The sequence below is a fragment of the Pseudomonas sp. P7758 genome, from assembly GCF_013386485.1.
Lineage (GTDB): Bacteria > Pseudomonadota > Gammaproteobacteria > Pseudomonadales > Pseudomonadaceae > Aquipseudomonas.
The window spans coordinates 1-17,944 of the sequence record NZ_JACARS010000158.1; the positions used below are offsets into that span (position 1 = coordinate 1).

Annotated in this window: 16 protein-coding genes; 2 read left to right on the forward strand and 14 right to left on the reverse strand. The window is 60.7% G+C overall.

Features of this window, described 5'->3' with window-relative positions; all coding sequences use genetic code 11:
- Window positions 1-81: 81 nt before the first annotated feature.
- Entirely contained in the window at window positions 82-528 is a 447-nt protein-coding gene (gene azu, locus HX873_RS27905) for an azurin (RefSeq protein WP_008439083.1), read from the reverse strand.
- Between the two features lie 337 nt (window positions 529-865).
- Between azu and HX873_RS27910 the strand changes: the two genes are divergently transcribed.
- Both HX873_RS27910 and HX873_RS27915 read left to right on the forward strand, forming a co-directional pair.
- Entirely contained in the window at window positions 866-1,453 is a 588-nt protein-coding gene (locus HX873_RS27910; RefSeq protein ID WP_177123509.1) for a TIGR00730 family Rossman fold protein, read from the forward strand.
- A gap of 68 nt (window positions 1,454-1,521) precedes the next feature.
- Entirely contained in the window at window positions 1,522-1,701 is a 180-nt protein-coding gene (locus HX873_RS27915; protein ID WP_003217470.1) for a hypothetical protein, read from the forward strand.
- 130 nt (window positions 1,702-1,831) lie between these two features.
- On the opposite strand, the gene HX873_RS27920 is transcribed toward HX873_RS27915, so the two are convergent.
- From HX873_RS27920 to rlmB, 13 genes are all read right to left on the reverse strand, one after another.
- A complete protein-coding gene (locus HX873_RS27920; RefSeq protein WP_003217471.1) occupies window positions 1,832-2,722 on the reverse strand; it encodes a transglutaminase family protein in 891 nt (296 codons plus the stop codon).
- Entirely contained in the window at window positions 2,722-5,208 is a 2,487-nt protein-coding gene (locus tag HX873_RS27925; protein WP_102604264.1) for a circularly permuted type 2 ATP-grasp protein, read from the reverse strand. Before HX873_RS27925 ends, HX873_RS27920 begins: the two co-directional genes overlap by 1 nt.
- A gap of 138 nt (window positions 5,209-5,346) precedes the next feature.
- On the reverse strand, window positions 5,347-8,637 hold the full coding sequence (locus HX873_RS27930) for a DUF2126 domain-containing protein (protein WP_003217475.1): 3,291 nt from the start codon (window positions 8,635-8,637) through the stop codon (window positions 5,347-5,349).
- 187 nt (window positions 8,638-8,824) lie between these two features.
- Complete coding sequence (locus HX873_RS27935) at window positions 8,825-9,274, reverse strand: hypothetical protein (RefSeq protein ID WP_177123510.1); 450 nt, start codon at window positions 9,272-9,274, stop codon at window positions 8,825-8,827.
- A gap of 45 nt (window positions 9,275-9,319) precedes the next feature.
- Window positions 9,320-9,772 (reverse strand): hypothetical protein, encoded by a 453-nt coding sequence (locus HX873_RS27940; RefSeq protein WP_008439089.1) that lies wholly within the window; start codon window positions 9,770-9,772, stop codon window positions 9,320-9,322.
- Complete coding sequence (locus HX873_RS27945; protein ID WP_008439090.1) at window positions 9,769-10,689, reverse strand: hypothetical protein; 921 nt, start codon at window positions 10,687-10,689, stop codon at window positions 9,769-9,771. The genes HX873_RS27940 and HX873_RS27945 overlap by 4 nt, the downstream gene beginning before the upstream one ends.
- A 221-nt stretch (window positions 10,690-10,910) precedes the next feature.
- On the reverse strand, window positions 10,911-13,214 hold the full coding sequence (locus HX873_RS27950; protein ID WP_008439091.1) for a YgiQ family radical SAM protein: 2,304 nt from the start codon (window positions 13,212-13,214) through the stop codon (window positions 10,911-10,913).
- Between the two features lie 99 nt (window positions 13,215-13,313).
- Window positions 13,314-14,708 (reverse strand): replicative DNA helicase, encoded by a 1,395-nt coding sequence (gene dnaB, locus HX873_RS27955; protein WP_003217484.1) that lies wholly within the window; start codon window positions 14,706-14,708, stop codon window positions 13,314-13,316.
- Between the two features lie 120 nt (window positions 14,709-14,828).
- Entirely contained in the window at window positions 14,829-15,275 is a 447-nt protein-coding gene (gene rplI, locus HX873_RS27960; protein ID WP_003171376.1) for a 50S ribosomal protein L9, read from the reverse strand.
- An 18-nt stretch (window positions 15,276-15,293) separates the two neighbouring features.
- The gene (locus HX873_RS27965) at window positions 15,294-16,181 is read right to left on the reverse strand and encodes a hypothetical protein (protein WP_003217488.1); all 888 of its coding nucleotides are present in this window, start codon (window positions 16,179-16,181) and stop codon (window positions 15,294-15,296) included.
- 36 nt (window positions 16,182-16,217) lie between these two features.
- Window positions 16,218-16,448: a 30S ribosomal protein S18 gene (gene rpsR, locus HX873_RS27970; RefSeq protein WP_002551829.1), complete on the reverse strand. Its 231-nt coding sequence runs from the start codon at window positions 16,446-16,448 to the stop codon at window positions 16,218-16,220.
- A 28-nt stretch (window positions 16,449-16,476) separates the two neighbouring features.
- Entirely contained in the window at window positions 16,477-16,899 is a 423-nt protein-coding gene (gene rpsF / locus HX873_RS27975) for a 30S ribosomal protein S6 (protein ID WP_003217491.1), read from the reverse strand.
- 307 nt (window positions 16,900-17,206) lie between these two features.
- Window positions 17,207-17,944, reverse strand: a 738-nt coding sequence (rlmB, locus tag HX873_RS27980; RefSeq protein ID WP_177123511.1) for a 23S rRNA (guanosine(2251)-2'-O)-methyltransferase RlmB, incomplete at its 5' end; no start/stop codon positions are given.

Here is a 17,944-nt window from a genome sequence, read left to right on the forward strand (position 1 = left end):
CAAGCTCCCTCGCCACAAGAGCAGCCTGCCTACAGGCAAAAAAAGCGCCCCGAAGGGCGCTTTTTTTTGCCTGAAGATTGCTTACTTCAGGGTCACAGTGCCTTTCATCATCGAGATGTGGCCTGGGAACGAGCAGAAGAACGCGTAGTCAGTGCCTGCCGCCAGCTTCGACACATCGAAGGTCACGGAGTCTTTCTCGCCGGCACCGATGATCTTGGTGTGGGCGATGATGCGGGTGTCACCGTCTTTCAGGTAGTTCTTGTCGATGCCGGCAGCCATGCCGTCGCTGGCGATGCCAGGCATGTCGGCGGCGGAACTCAGCACCCAGTTATGGCCCATGACGTTTTTCGGCAAGCTGCCGGAGTGGGTCAACTCAACGGTGAACGTCTTGCAGCTCTTGTCGATTTCGATGGCCTTGGTGTTGAAGGACATCTGGTCAGTGGAGTCGACAGTGACCTTGCACTCTGCAGCAAGCAACTGGCCGCTAGCCAGAGTCAGCAGGGAAACAGCAACGAGTTTGGCAAACATGTGAATCTCCAGGGCAGGGTTTAAAAAACGCATATCGCGACAAGGGTGCCTGAGTCAGGCAGGACTTCATATGATCTGTATCAACAGATTGTATACAACTTTAGGCTATCAGACTCATCGACACAATCTACCGGCCAAAGTGCGGGTGCCGGCCTATGATCGGTCCATCACCCTTCCGGAGTCCCAGCCATGCACCTCAATAGTCTGTTCCGCAGCCTGCTTGCCGCCTATGCCTGTGGTGCCAGCGGCACCTGCGAAACACCTCAACGCGAGGTTTAATCCTTTGAGAGACGCAAGCCAGCCTTTACTCTTTAGCCACAACTGAGTGGAGTCAGGTATGTCCTTGAAGTCTGTCTGTGTGTTTTGCGGTGCCAGCAGCGGCACCAACCCGGCCTACCGTGAAGCAGCCGTGGCCCTCGGGCGCGCGCTGGCCGAGCGCAAGCTGACCCTGGTGTACGGCGGCGGCGCCGTGGGCCTGATGGGTATCGTCGCCGATGCGGCGCTGGAAGCCGGCGGCGAGGTGATCGGAATTATTCCCGAAAGCCTGAAAAACCTCGAAATCGGCCACAAAGGCCTGACCCGCCTGGAAGTGGTCGACGGCATGCACGCCCGCAAGGCACGCATGGCCGAACTGAGCGACGCCTTTATTGCGCTGCCGGGCGGCCTGGGCACCCTGGAAGAACTGTTCGAAGTCTGGACCTGGGGCCAGCTCGGCTACCACGGCAAACCGCTGGGTTTGCTCGAAGTGAACGGTTTTTACCGCAAGTTGACCGATTTTCTTGATCATATCGTCGGCGAAGGCTTCGTCCGGGCACCGCATCGTGCCATGCTGCAAATCAGCGAATCGCCGGCTGAGCTGCTTGACGTACTGGATGCCTGGCAACCGCTGGTCCTGCCCAAATGGGTGGACCAAAAACCCGATTAACCCTTGGGACGCGATTAAAGGCAGAATACGCGCCGCTCAACCTCACCTTCGACCCCAGAGGATCGCCCATGGCAAAACCTAATTACTCCTTCGCCAAACGTCAGAGAGACTTGGCCAAAGAGCAGAAGAAAGAGGAAAAGCTGCAGCGCAAGAAAATTGCAGCCGACGAAGAAGCCGGTGCACTGAACCCGGATGCTGAAGGTACAGTGGCTACAGACGAAACCGAAGCACCGAAAGACGCTGAATAGGTGATCGTTCCCACGCTCCGCGTGGGAATGCATCCTGGGGCGCTCCGCGTCCCGATTTGAGATATGTGCAGGGTGACGCAGAGCGTCACAACAGGCATTCCCACGCGGAGCGTGGGAACGATCTTGTGCATTACTCCAGCGGCATCACCGTCACCCGCACTTCCGGGTCATGGCTCCCTCCCCCCAGAATCACCCCCCGCAACGGCGAAACATCGGAAAAGTCCCGGCCCCAGGCCAGGGTGATGTGTTCCAGTGCCGGCTGCACATTGTTGGTCGGGTCAAAATCCACCCAACCCGACACCGGGCAAAACACCGACACCCACGCGTGGGACGCATCCGCGCCGATCAACCGTGGTTGGCCGGGCGGTGGCTGGGTCAGCAGGTAACCACTGATATACCGCGCCGCCAGGCCCCGGGAACGCAGGCATGCGAGCATCAGGTGGGCGAAGTCCTGGCACACGCCGCGCCGGCGCTCCAGCACTTCCACCAACGGCGTGGCGACCTGGGTGGCTTCGGCATCGAAAGTAAATTCGCTGAAGATCTTCTGCATCAGCGCCTGCACACCCAACAGCAACGGACGACCGGCCGGGAAACAGTCTTCGGAGAACTCGACGAAGCTTTTCTTCAAATGCACATAGGGCGATTCGAACCGATAGCGGCACGCCTCGATCACTTCGGCCGACAGCGGCTGGCTGCTGTAGGTCAGGCCGTTGCGGGTCTGGTCCCAGGCCGGCGACAGGCTGAAATCCAGCAGCGGCCGCGCCAACACCTCCACTGTCAGCCCGGCGTTCACCAGCAGTTCATCATGGGGCCGCTCGAATGCCAGCCGGGTGATCGGGTTGCCGAACACATCCAGTTCATCCCGGCGCGAGGTCGGCTCGGGGCTGATCTCCAGTTGCTGCGAGCTGCAGCGCTGCCAGGCGCAAGGCCGCGGCCACAGGTGCGCCAGCTGCTGGGCCAGGGACACCGGGCTGTCGTAGTGGTAGTGGGTATCGTGGAAAATCTGGTAGCGGGCACTCATCACACAGACACCGTTTGCTGGCTGACATCGTCCACATGGGCAAAATGGCGCAAGGCCAGGCGATCCGAGACTTGCCCACTTTCATCGGCCACCGCTTGCAGCAGGTCGGCCAGGCCGTCCAGCGCAGCGCGCACACTGGACTCGCCGAACAGCGGGTTCTCCAGGCAGCCCAGGTCAAAGCGCGCCAGGCGCTCCACCAACGGCGCCAACCCGGTTTCCCGGGGCACGCCGAAATCGTCATTCAAGCGACGCAAGGTGCGGCTCACCAGTTTCAGCTGGAACAGCACTGCGTGGGGGTTTTGCTCATCCAGCAGCAACAGGTCCAGCACCGGAATCAGCTGCGGCACCGCAAGGTAGCGCGAACGATAGGTGATGCTGCTGTTGCCCAGTTCCAGCAACCACTCCAGCCCGGCCTGATCGAACACCGCCACGCCGCGCAGGAACGCCGCCAGGCTGCTGCTGAGAAACTGCAGGCGCTCGATGCGCCGGCCCATCATCAGGAAGCGCCAGCCTTCGTCGCGGGTCATGTCGTCAAGGGCAAAGCCCGACAGCGCGGCCAGGGACATCACCAGGCGGTTGAGGAAATCCAGCAGTTCGCCGAAGTCCGGCTCTTCGCTTTCCAGCTCCAGGGCTTCGCGCTGCAACTCCACCAGCGCCTGCCAGTTTTCCCGGGACAGCTTGCCGCGCACCTGGGACGCCGCCCACTGCAAGCGCTGCAAGTTGGCCCGCAGGCTCGACGGCCAGTCGTCACCGAGCAACGCCGCCTGAAGCCGCTCAGGCAACTCGCCCTCCTCCGGCAACAGTCGCAGGTTCTCACCCAGTTCAACCGCCGCCTGCAGCGCCAACGGGTCGTCTCCGTCGACATAGCGGGCGAGGACGATCCGCAACCAGCGCGCACTGTCATCACAGCGCTCGCAATAACGGCCAAACCAGAACAGGTTTTCCACCACCCGCGACGGCAGGTACGGATCACGCCGCACCAGGTCATGGGCGCCGATGGCCCGTTGGGCGCGCCATTGCTCGGTGCCATGGGCACGTTCGCCGAGCACCCAGGTGTCCTTGCTCGCACCGCCGCGCTGCATCGACACCACTTCGGCATCGGCATCGGCGGCCACACGGGTCAGGCCACCGGGCAGTACCCGATAACCGTCGGCGCTGGCTACGGCGTACACACGCATGCCGATGGCGCGGTGCTGAAGGTGATCGTCAACGGTGTGCCAGACCGGCGCCTGGGACAACTGCGCAAGTTCCTGGGCGACATAGGCGTAAGGCCGCGCGCGCATGCGCTCAGCCAGGGCCTCGCGTTGTTCGTCGTTCAAGTCGCGGCCAAATACCGGGGTAAAGCTTTGCGACGGAAACGCCGGCTTGATCAGCAGCTCCGGCAGTTTCTCCAGGGCTTCGGCCAGCACCGGCGGCTCACCGCACCACCAGGTCGCGATGGACGGCAGGATCAGCTCTTCGCCAAACAGGAATTGATTGATCTTCGGCAGAAATCCCAACAGGCCAGGGGATTCCAGCACGCCACTGCCCAGGGCGTTGGCCACCAGCACATTGCCCTGGCGCACGGCATCCAGCAGGCCGGGCACGCCGAGGGCCGAGTCGGTGCGCAGTTCCAGCGGGTCGCAGAAGTCGTCGTCCAGGCGGCGCATGATCGCGTGCACCCGGCGCAGGCCGCTGAGGGTCTTGAGGTACACCGTGGCGTCGCGCACGGTCAGGTCGCCGCCTTCCACCAGCGGGTAGCCAAGCTGGCGGGCGAGGTACAGATGCTCGAAATAGCTTTCGTTGAAACGGCCCGGGGTCAGCAGCACGATCAGCGGTGGCTGGTCGTCGCTCGGCGCCTGGCGGGCCAGGGTTTCCTGCAGGGTGCGGAAGAACCCGGTGAGGTGCTGCACCTGCAAGTCGCGGTAAAGGTCCGGGAAGGCGCGGGACACGATGGTGCGGTTTTCCAAAGCATAACCGGCGCCGGACGGGGCCTGGGTCCGGTCGGCGGTGACCCACCAGCGGCCATCCGGCGTACGCGCCAGGTCCACGGCGTACAGGTGCAGGAACGCGCCGTCGGGCGGCTGGATGCCCTGGCACGGCCACAGGAAATTGTTATGGCCGAACACCAGTTCTGCCGGCAGCAAGCCTTCGGCGATCAGGCGTTGCGGGCCGTAGAGGTCGGCCAGTACTGCGTTCAGCAGGCGCGCACGCTGGGCGATGCCGGCGGAGAGTTGCTTCCATTCATCGGCGGCCAGCACGTGGGGCAGCAGGTCCAGCTCCCAGGGGCGATCGGCGCCCTTGGGGTCGGCGTAGACGTTGTAGGTCACGCCGTTTTCCTGGATCTGCCGAGTCAGCAAGGCTTGGCGCTGGGCCAGTTGCGCCGGGGTGCTGCGTTGCAAGTGATCGAGCAGCCGCTGCCAATGGGCGCGAACCGCGCCGCTGTCGTCCAGCAGTTCGTGATAAGTGCCCGCGGTCAGCGGGTAACGGTCGAGCAAGTCGGGCATGGAACGCTCGGCAGAGGCAAGGGAAGTCAGATTAATTTACAAACACTGCAAATCCAGTGTGCAAGCAGGCTTGTGTGGGAGCTGGCTTGCNNCAAGCCAGCTCCCACACAAACCCTGCTCCCACATTTTGAATCGCATTTAGTCATTCTTATTGGGGAAGCGCCGCAAATCCAGGGTCATCGGCAATTCATCATTGATCACCACACTCGGCACCGGCAATTTCCCGGGGCTGTGTCCCAAGCGGAAAAACCGCGCCATCCGCCGGCTTTCAGCTTCATTGGCATTCACCGGCAGGCTGTCGTAATTGCGCCCGCCCGGATGGGCCACATGGTACTGGCAACCGCCCAGCGAGCGCTGCATCCACGTATCCAAAAGATCGAACACCAGTGGCGCATGCACCGGGATCGTTGGCTGCAGGCAGTTGGCCGGTTGCCAGGCGCGATAACGCACGCCAGCCACAAACTCGCCGACGCGCCCGGTGGGTTGCAGCGGCACCGGGATGCCATTGCAGGTCAGCAGGTAACGCTGGGGCGGCAGGCCACTCAACTTGACCTGCAGGCGCTCCAGGGACGAATCCACGTAACGCACCGTACCGCCCACCGCGCCCTCTTCGCCCAGCACATGCCAGGGCTCAAGGGCCTGGCGCAATTCCAGTTCGATGCCGCTGACGGCGTAGTCACCGACCTTGGGAAAACGGAACTCCAGGTGCGCGGCAAACCATTCGGCCCGCAGCGGATAACCGGCAGCGTTCAGCTCGACGATCACGTCGGCAAAATCCTGCTCGATAAAGTGCGGCAGCAGGAAGCGGTCGTGCAGCTCTGTGCCCCAGCGCGCCAGCTTCGGCGGCGCATAGGGTTCACGCCAGAACCGCGCGACCAGTGCCCGCAGCAGCAACTGCTGGGTCAGGCTCATGCGGGCGTGGGGCGGCATTTCAAAGGCACGCAATTCCAGCAGGCCCAGGCGGCCGGTGGCACCGTCCGGCGAGTAGAGCTTGTCGATGCAGAACTCGGCGCGGTGGGTATTGCCAGTGACGTCGATCAGCAGGTTGCGCAGCAGGCGGTCCACCAACCATGGCGGGCATTCTTCGCCCGCTTCGGGCATCTGCGCGAAGGCGATTTCCAGCTCATACAACGCATCGTTGCGCGCTTCGTCGACCCGTGGTGCCTGGGAAGTCGGGCCGATGAACAGGCCGGAAAACAGGTAGGACAGCGACGGGTGGTTATGCCAATAGCTGATCAGGCTGCGCAGCAGATCGGGACGCCGCAGGAACGGCGAATCCTTGGGCGTAGCGCCACCGAGCACAAAGTGGTTACCGCCGCCGGTGCCGGTGTGGCGCCCGTCGATCATGAATTTTTCTGTGGTGAGGCGGGTTTGCCGGGCTTCTTCGTAGAGAAACTCGGTGCGTTCCACCAACTCGTCCCAGGTGGCGGACGGCTGCACGTTGACCTCGATCACACCCGGATCCGGCGTCACCCGGAAGTTGCTCAGGCGTGGGTCGCTCGGCGGCTCATAACCTTCCAGCAACACCGGGCAATGCAGTTCTTCGGCGGTGGCTTCGATGGCGGCCACCAGTTCCAGGTAATCCTCGACCCGTTCCAGCGGCGGCATGAACAGGTACAAGCGGCCGTCCCGTGCCTCGGCGCACAGGGCGGTGCGGGTCAGCCAGTCGGCAGACTCGTCGATCTTCGGGATACGGTCTTGGCTGGCAGCTGCCTCGCCATGGCTTTGCAGTTGTGAGGTGGTCGGCAGGTCTGCCAGGTCCTGATTGGGATCGGTGGGGTGCACGAACGGATAGTCCGCCGCCGTTACCCACGGTTGCGAGGCCAGTGGCAGGCGATAACCCAACGGTGAATCGCCCGGCACCAGGCGGCAATGGTTGTCCCGCAGGTACCAGCGCCCGCTCTGCCAGCGGTCATTGGCCGCCGTGCGCGCCAGCGGCAGCACCTGGCCGATGACTTTATCCAGGCCTTGGCTGAAGACCTTGCGCAGGCGCTCGCGCTCAAGCTTGTCCTCCAGGCGCGGATCTTCGGCGCTGACGTTTTGCGGCAAGGCGCCTTCGCGCCACAGGTAATAGAAATTGTCTTCGTAGGCCGGGAATACAAACTGCGCGGGCAGTTTCAGGCGCTCGGCAACGCTGGCCAGAAAACGCCCGGCCATCACGCCATCGGCACCGTAGCTTTGCTGCTCATCGGCGATCAGCGCGCTGTTGTGCCAGATCGGCACGCCGTCGCGGCGCCAGTAGCAGTTGAGAGACCAGCGCGGCAGTTGCTCGCCGGGGTACCACTTGCCCTGGCCGAAATGCACCAGGCCCTTGGGTGCGTAGTGCTTGCGCATGCGCTGGAACAGCTCGGCGGACAGCCGGCGTTTGTCCGGGCCCAGGGCGGCGGTGTTCCATTCCGCCCCGTCGGGGTCGTCGATGGAAACGAAGGTGGGTTCGCCGCCCATGGTCAGGCGTACGTCGTCCTTGTGCAGGTCACCGTCGATCTGCCGGCCCAGGGCCTGGATCGCCAGCCACTGCTCTTCGGTGTAGGGCTTGGTAACCCTGGGCGCTTCCCAAATCCGTTCCACGGACATCTCGTGGGTAAATTCGCACTCGCAGGGTTCCACCAGGCCGCTGATGGGCGCCGCGGAAGAAGGATCAGGACTACAGGCCAACGGGATATGACCTTCACCGGCGAACAAACCGGAGGTGGCATCGAGGCCGATCCAGCCGGCGCCAGGCAAATAGACTTCGCACCAGGCGTGCAGGTCGGTGAAATCCACCTCGGTGCCGGACGGGCCGTCGAGGGCTTTGACGTCGGCAGTCAGCTGGATCAGATAGCCCGACACAAATCGCGCCGCCAAACCGAGATTACGCAGCAGTTGCACCAGCAACCACGCCGAATCCCGGCAGGAACCGGAGGCGTTTTCCAGGGTGAATTCCGGAGTTTGTACCCCCGGCTCCATGCGGATCAGGTAGCCGATATCGGCGGCCAGGCGCTGATTCAGGCCCACCAGGAAATCCACCGCCGGCAACGGCGTGCGGTCGATACCCGCCAGATACGCGGCGAATCTCGGGGTCAGCGGCAATGTTTCGAGGTACGGCGCCAGCTCGCGCTGCTCATCGGCGGCGTAGCTGAAAGGGATTTTTTCGGCGTAGGGTTCCAGAAAGAAATCGAACGGATTGAATACCGCCATCTCCGCGACCAGGTCGACTTCGATGCGTAGCTCGTCAGTTTTTTCCGGGAACACCAGACGCGCCAGGTAATTGCCCTGGGGATCTTGTTGCCAATTGATGAAGTGCTGTTCCGGCAGCACCTTCAGCGCGTAGGAAAGAATCCGCGTGCGGCTATGGGCCGCCGGACGCAGACGAACAATCTGTGGGCCGAGTTCGACCGCGCGGTCGTAGCGGTAATGCGTAACGTGGTGCAACGCGACATGAATCGACACGGCGGCCTCCTGCGAGCCAGGGCATGGAAACAAAGCGCGCAAGACTTATGCCAGAGCAGTGGTCATTGCGCTTTATCGTGGGACCCGGTGCAGTACAGCACCAAAACGGCGCGATGGCTGCCGTCGTGGTGCGAGGGTTGCACATATTTGTGGCGGGAGTGTGAGGGTGGGTGGTGAATCTACCCAGTCAACGGGCTTTGTGCCTGGCGATCACGGCTTCACGCAGGTGGCGCACTTCGACCAGTTTCTGGCGCATTTCGCGGTGGCGCTTGCTGTTAAGCAATAGCAGTGCAAGTAAGGGTAAAAGCACGCTCACGCCATAAATGAACGCATGCGGCTGATACACGATAGTGGGCAGCACACACGCGAAACAAAGCCCCAGTAACACCACCAGTGGCCAGACCCATTGCGGGTGCCCGCGCGCAATCATGAAGTTGCAGTGCACGATGACCATCGTTAAAGCGATTCCGCAGATAAAGGAGTACTTAGCGGTATCGGCCACAGAAAGATCCCGGAAATAGCTTTCAAAAAACAATGGCACCGCAAAGGCCAGGGAAAATACCGATGCCAATATCGCCCCCATGAAAACAGGAAAATACCGAGATAGAAAACCGCGAATGCTCGGTGCTTGGTTCATTGCTCGATTCCCTGATAAAAATCGACAGGAGTGATGTCCTGATACCTATCGGGTTCGGCTCTTGGTCTTCAAAGACTGTCGAATGTGGCGAATTCCTACGAGTTTAATGCGCATATCTCGCTGAACAGAGCTGTTGAGTATCAAGAGGCCAAACAGCGGAAAAACCAACGCCAGGCCATAAAGAACGGCGTGCGGCGCGTACTGAATCATGGGAAGCACAAACAGAAAGCAGGCGAAGTAAATACCCACCATTACCCACACCCACGACGGGCGCCCGCGCAAAATCATGAAATTGCTATGGACCGTTAACAGGATCAGCAATGCTCCGATGAGCATGATCGAAAAGCCCAAGCCGCCAGCGAGAGGCGAATCACGAAAATAGGTCGCAAAGGAAAGCGCTGTAGCGAAGCCCAAAGAAAAATAGGCCGCAAATACACCACCGATAAAAGTAAGGAAGTAATGCCTGAAAAAATCACGAAGCGTCATCAGCTCGCTCATTCTCCGACCTCCTCATACAACCCCAATGCGATGGTTTTTACGTTGCCCGTGTAAGCACTCCCTATAAGGCCCGCCGTTGCGCCTAAGGCGTCTTTAATCTGGGTTTTGGTACTGTGTTTAAGTTGGGTCGGGGTAAAACGCTTGGGCAGTTCGCCCGACAACTGCTTGAGCTTGAGCATCTTCGATGTGAGGCGAGGGTCATTGATGGTCAGCAGTTCTTTTGTGAGCTTCGCTCTTTCTTGTCGATTCAAGCCACGAAGCACTTCGCGCAACGTCTTGCCTGTGGCCGCCTTCGCGACATTGACAAGTTTTATTGTCGTCAGGGCGGAGGCACCCACTCCAGCTAACGATACTGCGTCCAAAACCGTTGAGGTGTTCTGATACCACGCCTCGCTGTCGAGCCAATCATTTCCCTCTGGCCTTGCCACCTCGAGTACCGTTCGAGTAATGCCATTGAAACACTGGAGTGCGCTTGCACCAGCAGCCGCGTATCCGACCACGACGATGACCGAACTCGCGCCGGCGCTGAATGGAACCAAAATGGTTCCGCTGGCAATAGCCGCCCAACTGATGACGGCGCCAAAACAAGAAATGCCGGTATTCACGGCCTCACCAATCAGGCGGGATTCGCGCGGATTACTCACAACATGTTCAGCAAATTGCGTGGGGGCAATGTACTTCTGCGCCTCCCGCAGAATCACGCGCTTGGGCTTAATGCTGCAGAGGGGTTTGAATTCACGCAGGGTCACGATGTTGAAGTCGGCATCGATATACACCACACCCGCCCCCACGATGCCGGGGTCGGCGTCGATGGCGGCAAACAGGCGTGGCAGGTTGATCTGGCTTTCGATGCGCTGGCGGGCCATGAACTGGGAGCGGTTGGAGTCCATGCCGATGCCAAGCAGGGGGCTGCTCATGGGGGTGTTCTTCCTTGAAATGGGTGGTGTCTGAACTGGCGCTTTCGCGAGCAAGCCCGCTCCCACATTCGACCGCATTCTCATGCTGAAACCCGGTCACATGTGGGAGCTGGCTTGCCTGCGATGGCGCTCGAATGGGCGCCACCTTAACAAACAGGCTACCCACCCGCTAGAAAGCAAAACGCCAGCACGAGGCTGGCGTTTTGCGTTTCAGGCTGCGATCAACGCGGCACCACCGGCTTGCGGGCTGGCTTCTTGCCTTTGCCCTTGGCGGCGTCGGTGCGCTCCTTGGCGGCCTGCTTGTTGCGCGCCATGGCCGCGGCCTTGGCTTGCTCGCGCTTGTCCCAAGGGTTGCTGCCATCACTGCCACGCGGCGGCAGGCCGGTGTGCTGGGTGAGGATCCTGGTGGTGGTTTCCTTCGCAACCTTGTGGCTGCCAGCCGGCGTCGAGTTTTTGCGACGGGCGCTCTGGTAGCTGTCGGTGGACGGTTGGTGCAACGGGATCAGTTGCTCCTTGCCCGGCCCGATCAGGTCTGCACGGCCCATGCGAGTCAATGCTTCACGCAGCATCGGCCAGCCCTTCGGATCGTGGTAGCGCAGGAAGGCCTTGTGCAGGCGGCGCTGTTCTTCGCTCTTGACGATGGTCACCGCGTCGCTCTTGTAGGTGACCTTGCGCAGCGGGTTCTTGCCCGAGTGGTACATCGCCGTGGCGGTGGCCATTGGCGACGGGTAGAACGCCTGCACCTGGTCGGCGCGGAAGCCATTGCCCTTGAGCCACAGGGCCAGGTTCATCATGTCTTCATCGGTGGTGCCCGGGTGGGCCGCGATGAAGTAAGGAATCAGGTACTGCTCCTTGCCCGCTTCCTTGGTGTACTTCTCGAACATGCGCTTGAACTTGTCATAGCTGCCGATGCCCGGTTTCATCATCTGGTTGAGCGGACCTTCCTCGGTGTGTTCCGGGGCGATCTTCAGGTAACCACCGACGTGGTGGGTCACCAGCTCCTTCACATACTCCGGCGACTCGACCGCGAGGTCGTAGCGCAGGCCGGAAGCGATCAGGATCTTCTTCACACCCGGCAACGCACGGGCGCTGCGGTACAGCTGGATCAACGACGAGTGGTCGGTGTTCAGGTTCGGGCAGATGCCCGGGAACACGCAGGATGGCTTGCGGCACGCGGATTCGATTTCCGGGCTCTTGCAGGCAATGCGGTACATGTTCGCGGTCGGGCCGCCGAGGTCGGAAATGACGCCGGTGAAGCCTGGCACCTTGTCGCGGATCTCTTCGATTTCGCGAATGATCGACTCTTCGGAACGGTTCTGGATGATCCGGCCTTCGTGCTCGGTGATCGAGCAGAAGGTGCAGCCGCCAAAGCAGCCACGCATGATGTTCACCGAGAAGCGGATCATGTCGTAGGCCGGGATCTTTTCCTTGCCGTACGCCGGGTGTGGAACACGGGCGTAAGGCATGCCGAACACGTAGTCCATTTCTTCGGTAGTCATGGGAATGGGCGGCGGGTTGAACCACACATCCACTTCGCCGTGCTTCTGTACCAGCGCGCGGGCGTTGCCCGGGTTGGTTTCCAGGTGGAGCACGCGGTTGGCGTGGGCATACAGCACCGAGTCGCCACGGACTTTTTCCACGGACGGCAGACGGATCACGGTCTTGTCACGGGTCATGCGCGGGCTTGCCAGGATCTGTACGACCTTGGCCTCTTCCGGATCTTCCACCGGGCCCTTTTCCTGCTCGATGGCGCAGGCCTGGGTGTCCTGGGTATTCACGTACGGGTTGATGATCTTGTCGATCTTGCCCGGACGGTCGATACGGGTGGAGTCCACCTCGTACCAGCCTTCAGGCGTGTCACGACGAATGAACGCGGTGCCGCGCACGTCGGTGATGTCTTCGATCTTGTGGCCCCACGACAGGCGCTGGGCGACTTCGACGATGGCCCGCTCGGCGTTGCCGTACAGCAGGATATCGGCGCAGGCGTCGATCAGGATCGAGTTGCGTACACGGTCCTGCCAGTAGTCGTAGTGGGCGATGCGGCGCAGGGAGGCTTCGATGCCGCCGAGCACGATCGGCACGTGCTTGTAGGCTTCCTTGCAGCGCTGGCTGTAGACCAGGCTCGCGCGGTCCGGACGTTTGCCGGCCATGCCGCCTGGGGTGTAGGCGTCATCGGAGCGGATTTTCTTGTCGGCGGTGTAGCGGTTGATCATCGAGTCCATGTTGCCGGCCGCGACGCCGAAGAACAGGTTCGGCTCGCCGAGCTTCATGAAGTCGTCTTTGGACTGCCAGTTGGGCTGGGCAATGATCCCGACGCGAAAGCCCTGGGACTCCAGCAGCCGGCCGATGATTGCCATGCCGAACGACGGATGGTCCACGTACGCGTCACCGGTGACGATGATGATGTCGCATGAATCCCAGCCAAGCTGATCCATCTCCTCCCTGCTCATCGGCAGGAATGGCGCAGGACCGAAACATTCGGCCCAGTACTTGGGATAGTCAAATAACGGCTTGGCTGTTTGCATGACGGTGACCGGTGTTGAGATGAAAAATCGCGGGCGCGGAATATAGCACAAAATTTGACCAATTCCGACCTTTGCAGTCGGAATTGGCGGGCAGCGCTTTTACTCGTCTTCGAAGTTATAGCTGCCCGGCGCCAGGTTCTCGAAGCGGGTGTATTTACCGATGAAGGCCAGGCGCGTGGTGCCGATTGGCCCGTTACGCTGTTTACCGATAATGATTTCAGCGATGCCTTTATGCTCGGTTTCCGGGTGATACACCTCGTCCCGGTATACGAACATGATCACGTCAGCATCCTGCTCGATCGCTCCGGATTCCCGCAAGTCGGAGTTGATCGGGCGTTTGTTCGGACGCTGCTCAAGAGATCGGTTGAGCTGCGACAGGGCAACCACCGGGCAGTTGAATTCCTTGGCCAGGGCTTTCAACGAGCGGGAAATCTCGGAAATCTCGTTGGTCCGGCTGTCGCCGCTGGAACCCGGGATCTGCATCAACTGCAGGTAGTCGATCATGATCAGGGCAATATCGCCGTGCTCACGCACCAGGCGTCGGGTACGCGCGCGCATTTCCGACGGGCTGATGCCCGCGGTGTCATCGATAAACAGCTTGCGATCGTTGAGCAGGTTGACCGCCGAGGTCAGCCGCGGCCAGTCGTCGTCTTCCAGGCGGCCGGCACGCACCTTGGTCTGGTCGATGCGGCCCAGGGACGACAACATACGCATGATCAGCGATTCGCCTGGCATCTCCAGGGAGTAAACCAGTACGGCCTTGTCGCTGCGCAACACGGCGTTTTCCACCAGGTTCATGGCGAAGGTGGTTTTACCCATGGACGGACGGCCGGCGACGATGATCAAGTCGGCTGGCTGCAGGCCACTGGTCATGCCGTCGAGGTCGGTGTAGCCGGTGGACAGGCCGGTGATGGCGTTGTCGGTGTTGAACAAGGTGTCGATACGGTCGATGGCCTTGGTCAGCAAGTCGTTGACGCTGACCGGGCCGCCGGTTTTCGGCCGGGCCTCGGCGATCTGGAAGATCTGCCGTTCGGCTTCGTCGAGAATCTCTTCGGCAGTGCGGCCTTCCGGGTTGAACGCGCTGTCGGCGATCTCGGTGGCGATGCCGATCAACTGGCGCAACGTGGCCCGCGCACGGACGATCTGTGCATAGGCCTTGATGTTGGCAACCGATGGCGTGTTTTTCGCCAGCTCGCCCAGGTAACCCAGGCCGCCCACTTGGGACGTCTGGCCTTCCTTGTCCAATTGCTCGGCCAGGGTCACCACGTCAATCGGTGAGTTCTGGTCGGCCAGCTTGGCAATGGCGCGGAAGATCAGGCGGTGGTCATGACGGTAGAAATCGCCGTCCGAGACTTGATCCAGCACGCGTTCCCAGGCGTTGTTGTCCAGCATCAAGCCACCGAGCACGGCCTGTTCGGCCTCGATGGAATGCGGCGGCACCTTCAGGGCAGCGGTTTGCAGGTCATATTGCTCAGGAGCGGAGATATCGTTCATGGCCACTTGGAATAGTTGGAGAATCTGGGGCTACAGAAAAACAAAAGGCACGACCTGTGAACAGGATCGTGCCCGATGTTAACTGCCTGGCACGCGAGGTGCCAGTCAGTTAGGTGTTGCTTAAGCTGCTACCACAACAACGCGTACGGTTGCTTCGACTTCAGCGTGCAGGTGCACGGCTACATCGAATTCGCCAACGTTGCGGATGGTGCCGTTCGGCAGACGAACTTCGCTCTTCTGCACTTCAACGCCGGAGGCGGTCAGTGCATCAGCGATGTCGTGGGTGCCGATCGAACCGAACAGCTTGCCTTCGTCACCGGCGGTGGCAGTGATAGTCACTTCCAGCTCAGCCAGTTGGGCAGCGCGAGTTTCGGCCGAAGCTTTTTTGTCTGCTGCTGCTTTTTCCAGCTCAGCACGACGCTCTTCAAACGCAGCCAGGTTGGCAGCGGTTGCAGCGGTGGCTTTGCCGTATGGCAGCAGGTAGTTACGACCGTAGCCGGCCTTAACGTTCACTTTGTCGCCCAGGTTGCCCAGGTTGGCGACTTTTTCCAGAAGGATCAGTTGCATGTGAAAATCCTCTAACTTTTAACCTTCACCGTTCGCGTTATCGGCGTCTTTCGGCGCCAGACGACCGCGAAAATCAATCAGGCCGTCGACAATGGCCAAGACCACGAGTAACGGATAGATCAGCTGCATGAACAGCAACAGCGTCACGTACAACCCCACCAGCCAGAATCTGCCCAGTCGCTTTTGCGCCACCAGCCCATGAATCAGGGACAGGCCGGCGAATACCAGCGGTACGCTGCACAACGGCACCAACAGCGCCAGGCCAAAAGTCGGCCCGACCACCATGAACGCCAGCAGCAACATCGCCGGTCCAGCGGGGATTCTGATACTGCGAAACTCGCGACCAAAACCACCCGGGTTATACAACAACGCCTGCCAGTAACGCCCAAGAATCAGGCTCAGCAAGCTGACAATCTGCAACAGTGCCGCTATCAGGCCGGTAAGCATCGGTGCAACCACTGACGCAAAGCGCGCTCGCTCCTCTACCGATAACTGCTGGTAGAGATCCCCGAGGGCCAGCGGCAGGATCTTGATGATCTCCTGCGCCAGCGCCTCGATTTGCGGGCGGAAAGCCGCGCCAAGCGCCAGTGAATACACCAACCCCAATGCCACGCTGACCAGCAGCGTACGGACCCAGGACTCACTTGCGCGCAAAACCAACGCAAGGGTCGATGAACCGAGCAGTACCAGAAGTACCCGTGGATCATCGAATTTCAACCACCAGACCAAGGCCGGCAGTATTCCCAGGGCAAGAACGCCAAGGGCGTCCTTCAAACCGCGCCGCAGAAGCACAAGGCAACCCGCGGCAGCACCCAACCAATACAACAACGGCAATGCTGCACATCCAGCCACTACCAGAGTGGCCTGCACACGACCGCGCATGATGAACTCAGCTAAGGCGCGCATGCATTCAATCCCTTACTACTTGTCGACTGCCCGGTCTCAGCGGCCGTGGCTGTCGGTGTAGGCCAGCAGGGCCAGGAAGCGGGCGCGCTTGATAGCGGTGGCCAGCTGACGCTGATAACGAGCTTTGGTACCGGTGATGCGGCTTGGAACAATTTTGCCGGTCTCGGATACGTAGGCTTTCAGAGTGTTGAGATCTTTGTAATCGATCTCCTTCACGTCTTCAGCGGTGAAGCGGCAGAATTTACGACGACGGAAGAAACGTGCCATTTGATAGGCTCCTTAAAAGGTCCGTGGATTACTCGTCAGCGTTATCGCTGTTGTCGCTGTCATCACTATCAGCGCTTTCAGCGCCTTCGTGCTCAGGACGGTCGCGACGCTCACGGCGCTCACTGCGGTTTTCTTCAGCCTTGAGCATCTCGGATTGGCCGGTAACGGCTTCTTCGCGACGGATGACCAGGTTACGGATCACTGCATCGTTGTAGCGGAAGTTGTCTTCCAGCTCGGCCAGGGCCTTGCCAGTGCACTCAACGTTCAGCATCACGTAGTGAGCCTTGTGAACATTGTTGATTGCGTAGGCCAGTTGACGACGGCCCCAATCTTCCAGACGGTGGATTTTGCCGCCGTCTTCTTCGATCAGCTTGGTGTAACGCTCTACCATGCCGCCGACTTGCTCGCTTTGATCCGGGTGGACCAAAAAGATGATTTCGTAATGACGCATGAATGCTCCTTACGGGTTGTAGCCTGCCGCTCAAAAACGGTCAGACAAGGAGTGAATGACACTTATGGATCTTGCCGAAGGGAGGCACATGCGTGCCTGCCATGAAGGCAAGGGGCGCAATTGTAGAGAAGGGGGAGAAAGGGTGCAAGGTGATTGGTGATTATTTGAACAGCCCCCATACACCACAAAAACAAATGTGGGAGGGGGCTTGCTCCCGAAAGCGATGTGCCAGTCACCAAATGCACTGACTGATACACCGTATTCGGGAGCAAGCCCCCTCCCACATTTTGACCTGCGCCAGACTTGGTTATTTCTTGGCTTTAGCCTTGGCGCCGCGCTGGCGCTGGGCTTCGAACAGGCAGACGCCCGTTGCGACTGAAACGTTGAGGCTGCTGACGCTACCGGCCATCGGCAGGTGCACCAGGTAATCGCAATGCTCGCGGGTCAGGCGGCGCATGCCCTTGCCTTCGGCACCCATGATCAGGATGGTCGGGCCGGTGAGGTCCTGGTCATAAATGCTGACCTCAGCCTCCCCCGCCGTACCCACGACCCACAGGCCGCGCTGCTGGAGTTTCTCCAGGGTACGCGCCAGGTTGGTCACGGCCACCAGCGGAATCACTTCCGCCGCACCGCAGGCGACTTTACGCACGACAGGCGTCAAGGTTGCCGACTTGTCTTTAGGCACGATCACCGCCAACGCACCGGCAGCATCCGCCGAACGCAGGCAGGCGCCGAGGTTGTGCGGATCGGTCACGCCGTCGAGCACCAGCAACAGCGGTGCGCCTTCGGTGCGGTCGAGCAGCTCGTCGAGCATCGCTTCGCCCCAGACCTGGCTTGGACTGACGTCGGCTACCACGCCCTGGTGAACGCCTTCGACCCAGACGTCCATCTCGCGCCGCTCGGCCTGGCCGATGGCAACTTTGTTCTGATTGGCCAGTTCGACCAGCGCTTGAACACGCGGCTCACTGCGGCCTTCTGCCAACCACACCTGCTTGACGCGTTTCGGGTGGTGACGCAGCAATGCTTCTACGGCGTGCACGCCGTA

What these genes read in the sequence shown, in the direction of transcription:
- azu (WP_008439083.1), bottom strand. Translation starts at nt 528, where the DNA reads ATGTTTGCCAAACTCGTTGCTGTTTCCCTGCTGACTCTGGCTAGCGGC.
- HX873_RS27910 (WP_177123509.1), top strand. Translation starts at nt 866, where the DNA reads ATGTCCTTGAAGTCTGTCTGTGTGTTTTGCGGTGCCAGCAGCGGCACC.
- HX873_RS27915 (WP_003217470.1), top strand. Translation starts at nt 1,522, where the DNA reads ATGGCAAAACCTAATTACTCCTTCGCCAAACGTCAGAGAGACTTGGCC.
- HX873_RS27920 (WP_003217471.1), bottom strand. Translation starts at nt 2,722, where the DNA reads ATGAGTGCCCGCTACCAGATTTTCCACGATACCCACTACCACTACGAC.
- HX873_RS27925 (WP_102604264.1), bottom strand. Translation starts at nt 5,208, where the DNA reads ATGCCCGACTTGCTCGACCGTTACCCGCTGACCGCGGGCACTTATCAC.
- HX873_RS27935 (WP_177123510.1), bottom strand. Translation starts at nt 9,274, where the DNA reads ATGAACCAAGCACCGAGCATTCGCGGTTTTCTATCTCGGTATTTTCCT.
- HX873_RS27940 (WP_008439089.1), bottom strand. Translation starts at nt 9,772, where the DNA reads ATGAGCGAGCTGATGACGCTTCGTGATTTTTTCAGGCATTACTTCCTT.
- HX873_RS27945 (WP_008439090.1), bottom strand. Translation starts at nt 10,689, where the DNA reads ATGAGCAGCCCCCTGCTTGGCATCGGCATGGACTCCAACCGCTCCCAG.
- HX873_RS27950 (WP_008439091.1), bottom strand. Translation starts at nt 13,214, where the DNA reads ATGCAAACAGCCAAGCCGTTATTTGACTATCCCAAGTACTGGGCCGAA.
- dnaB (WP_003217484.1), bottom strand. Translation starts at nt 14,708, where the DNA reads ATGAACGATATCTCCGCTCCTGAGCAATATGACCTGCAAACCGCTGCC.
- rplI (WP_003171376.1), bottom strand. Translation starts at nt 15,275, where the DNA reads ATGCAACTGATCCTTCTGGAAAAAGTCGCCAACCTGGGCAACCTGGGC.
- HX873_RS27965 (WP_003217488.1), bottom strand. Translation starts at nt 16,181, where the DNA reads ATGCGCGCCTTAGCTGAGTTCATCATGCGCGGTCGTGTGCAGGCCACT.
- rpsR (WP_002551829.1), bottom strand. Translation starts at nt 16,448, where the DNA reads ATGGCACGTTTCTTCCGTCGTCGTAAATTCTGCCGCTTCACCGCTGAA.
- rpsF (WP_003217491.1), bottom strand. Translation starts at nt 16,899, where the DNA reads ATGCGTCATTACGAAATCATCTTTTTGGTCCACCCGGATCAAAGCGAG.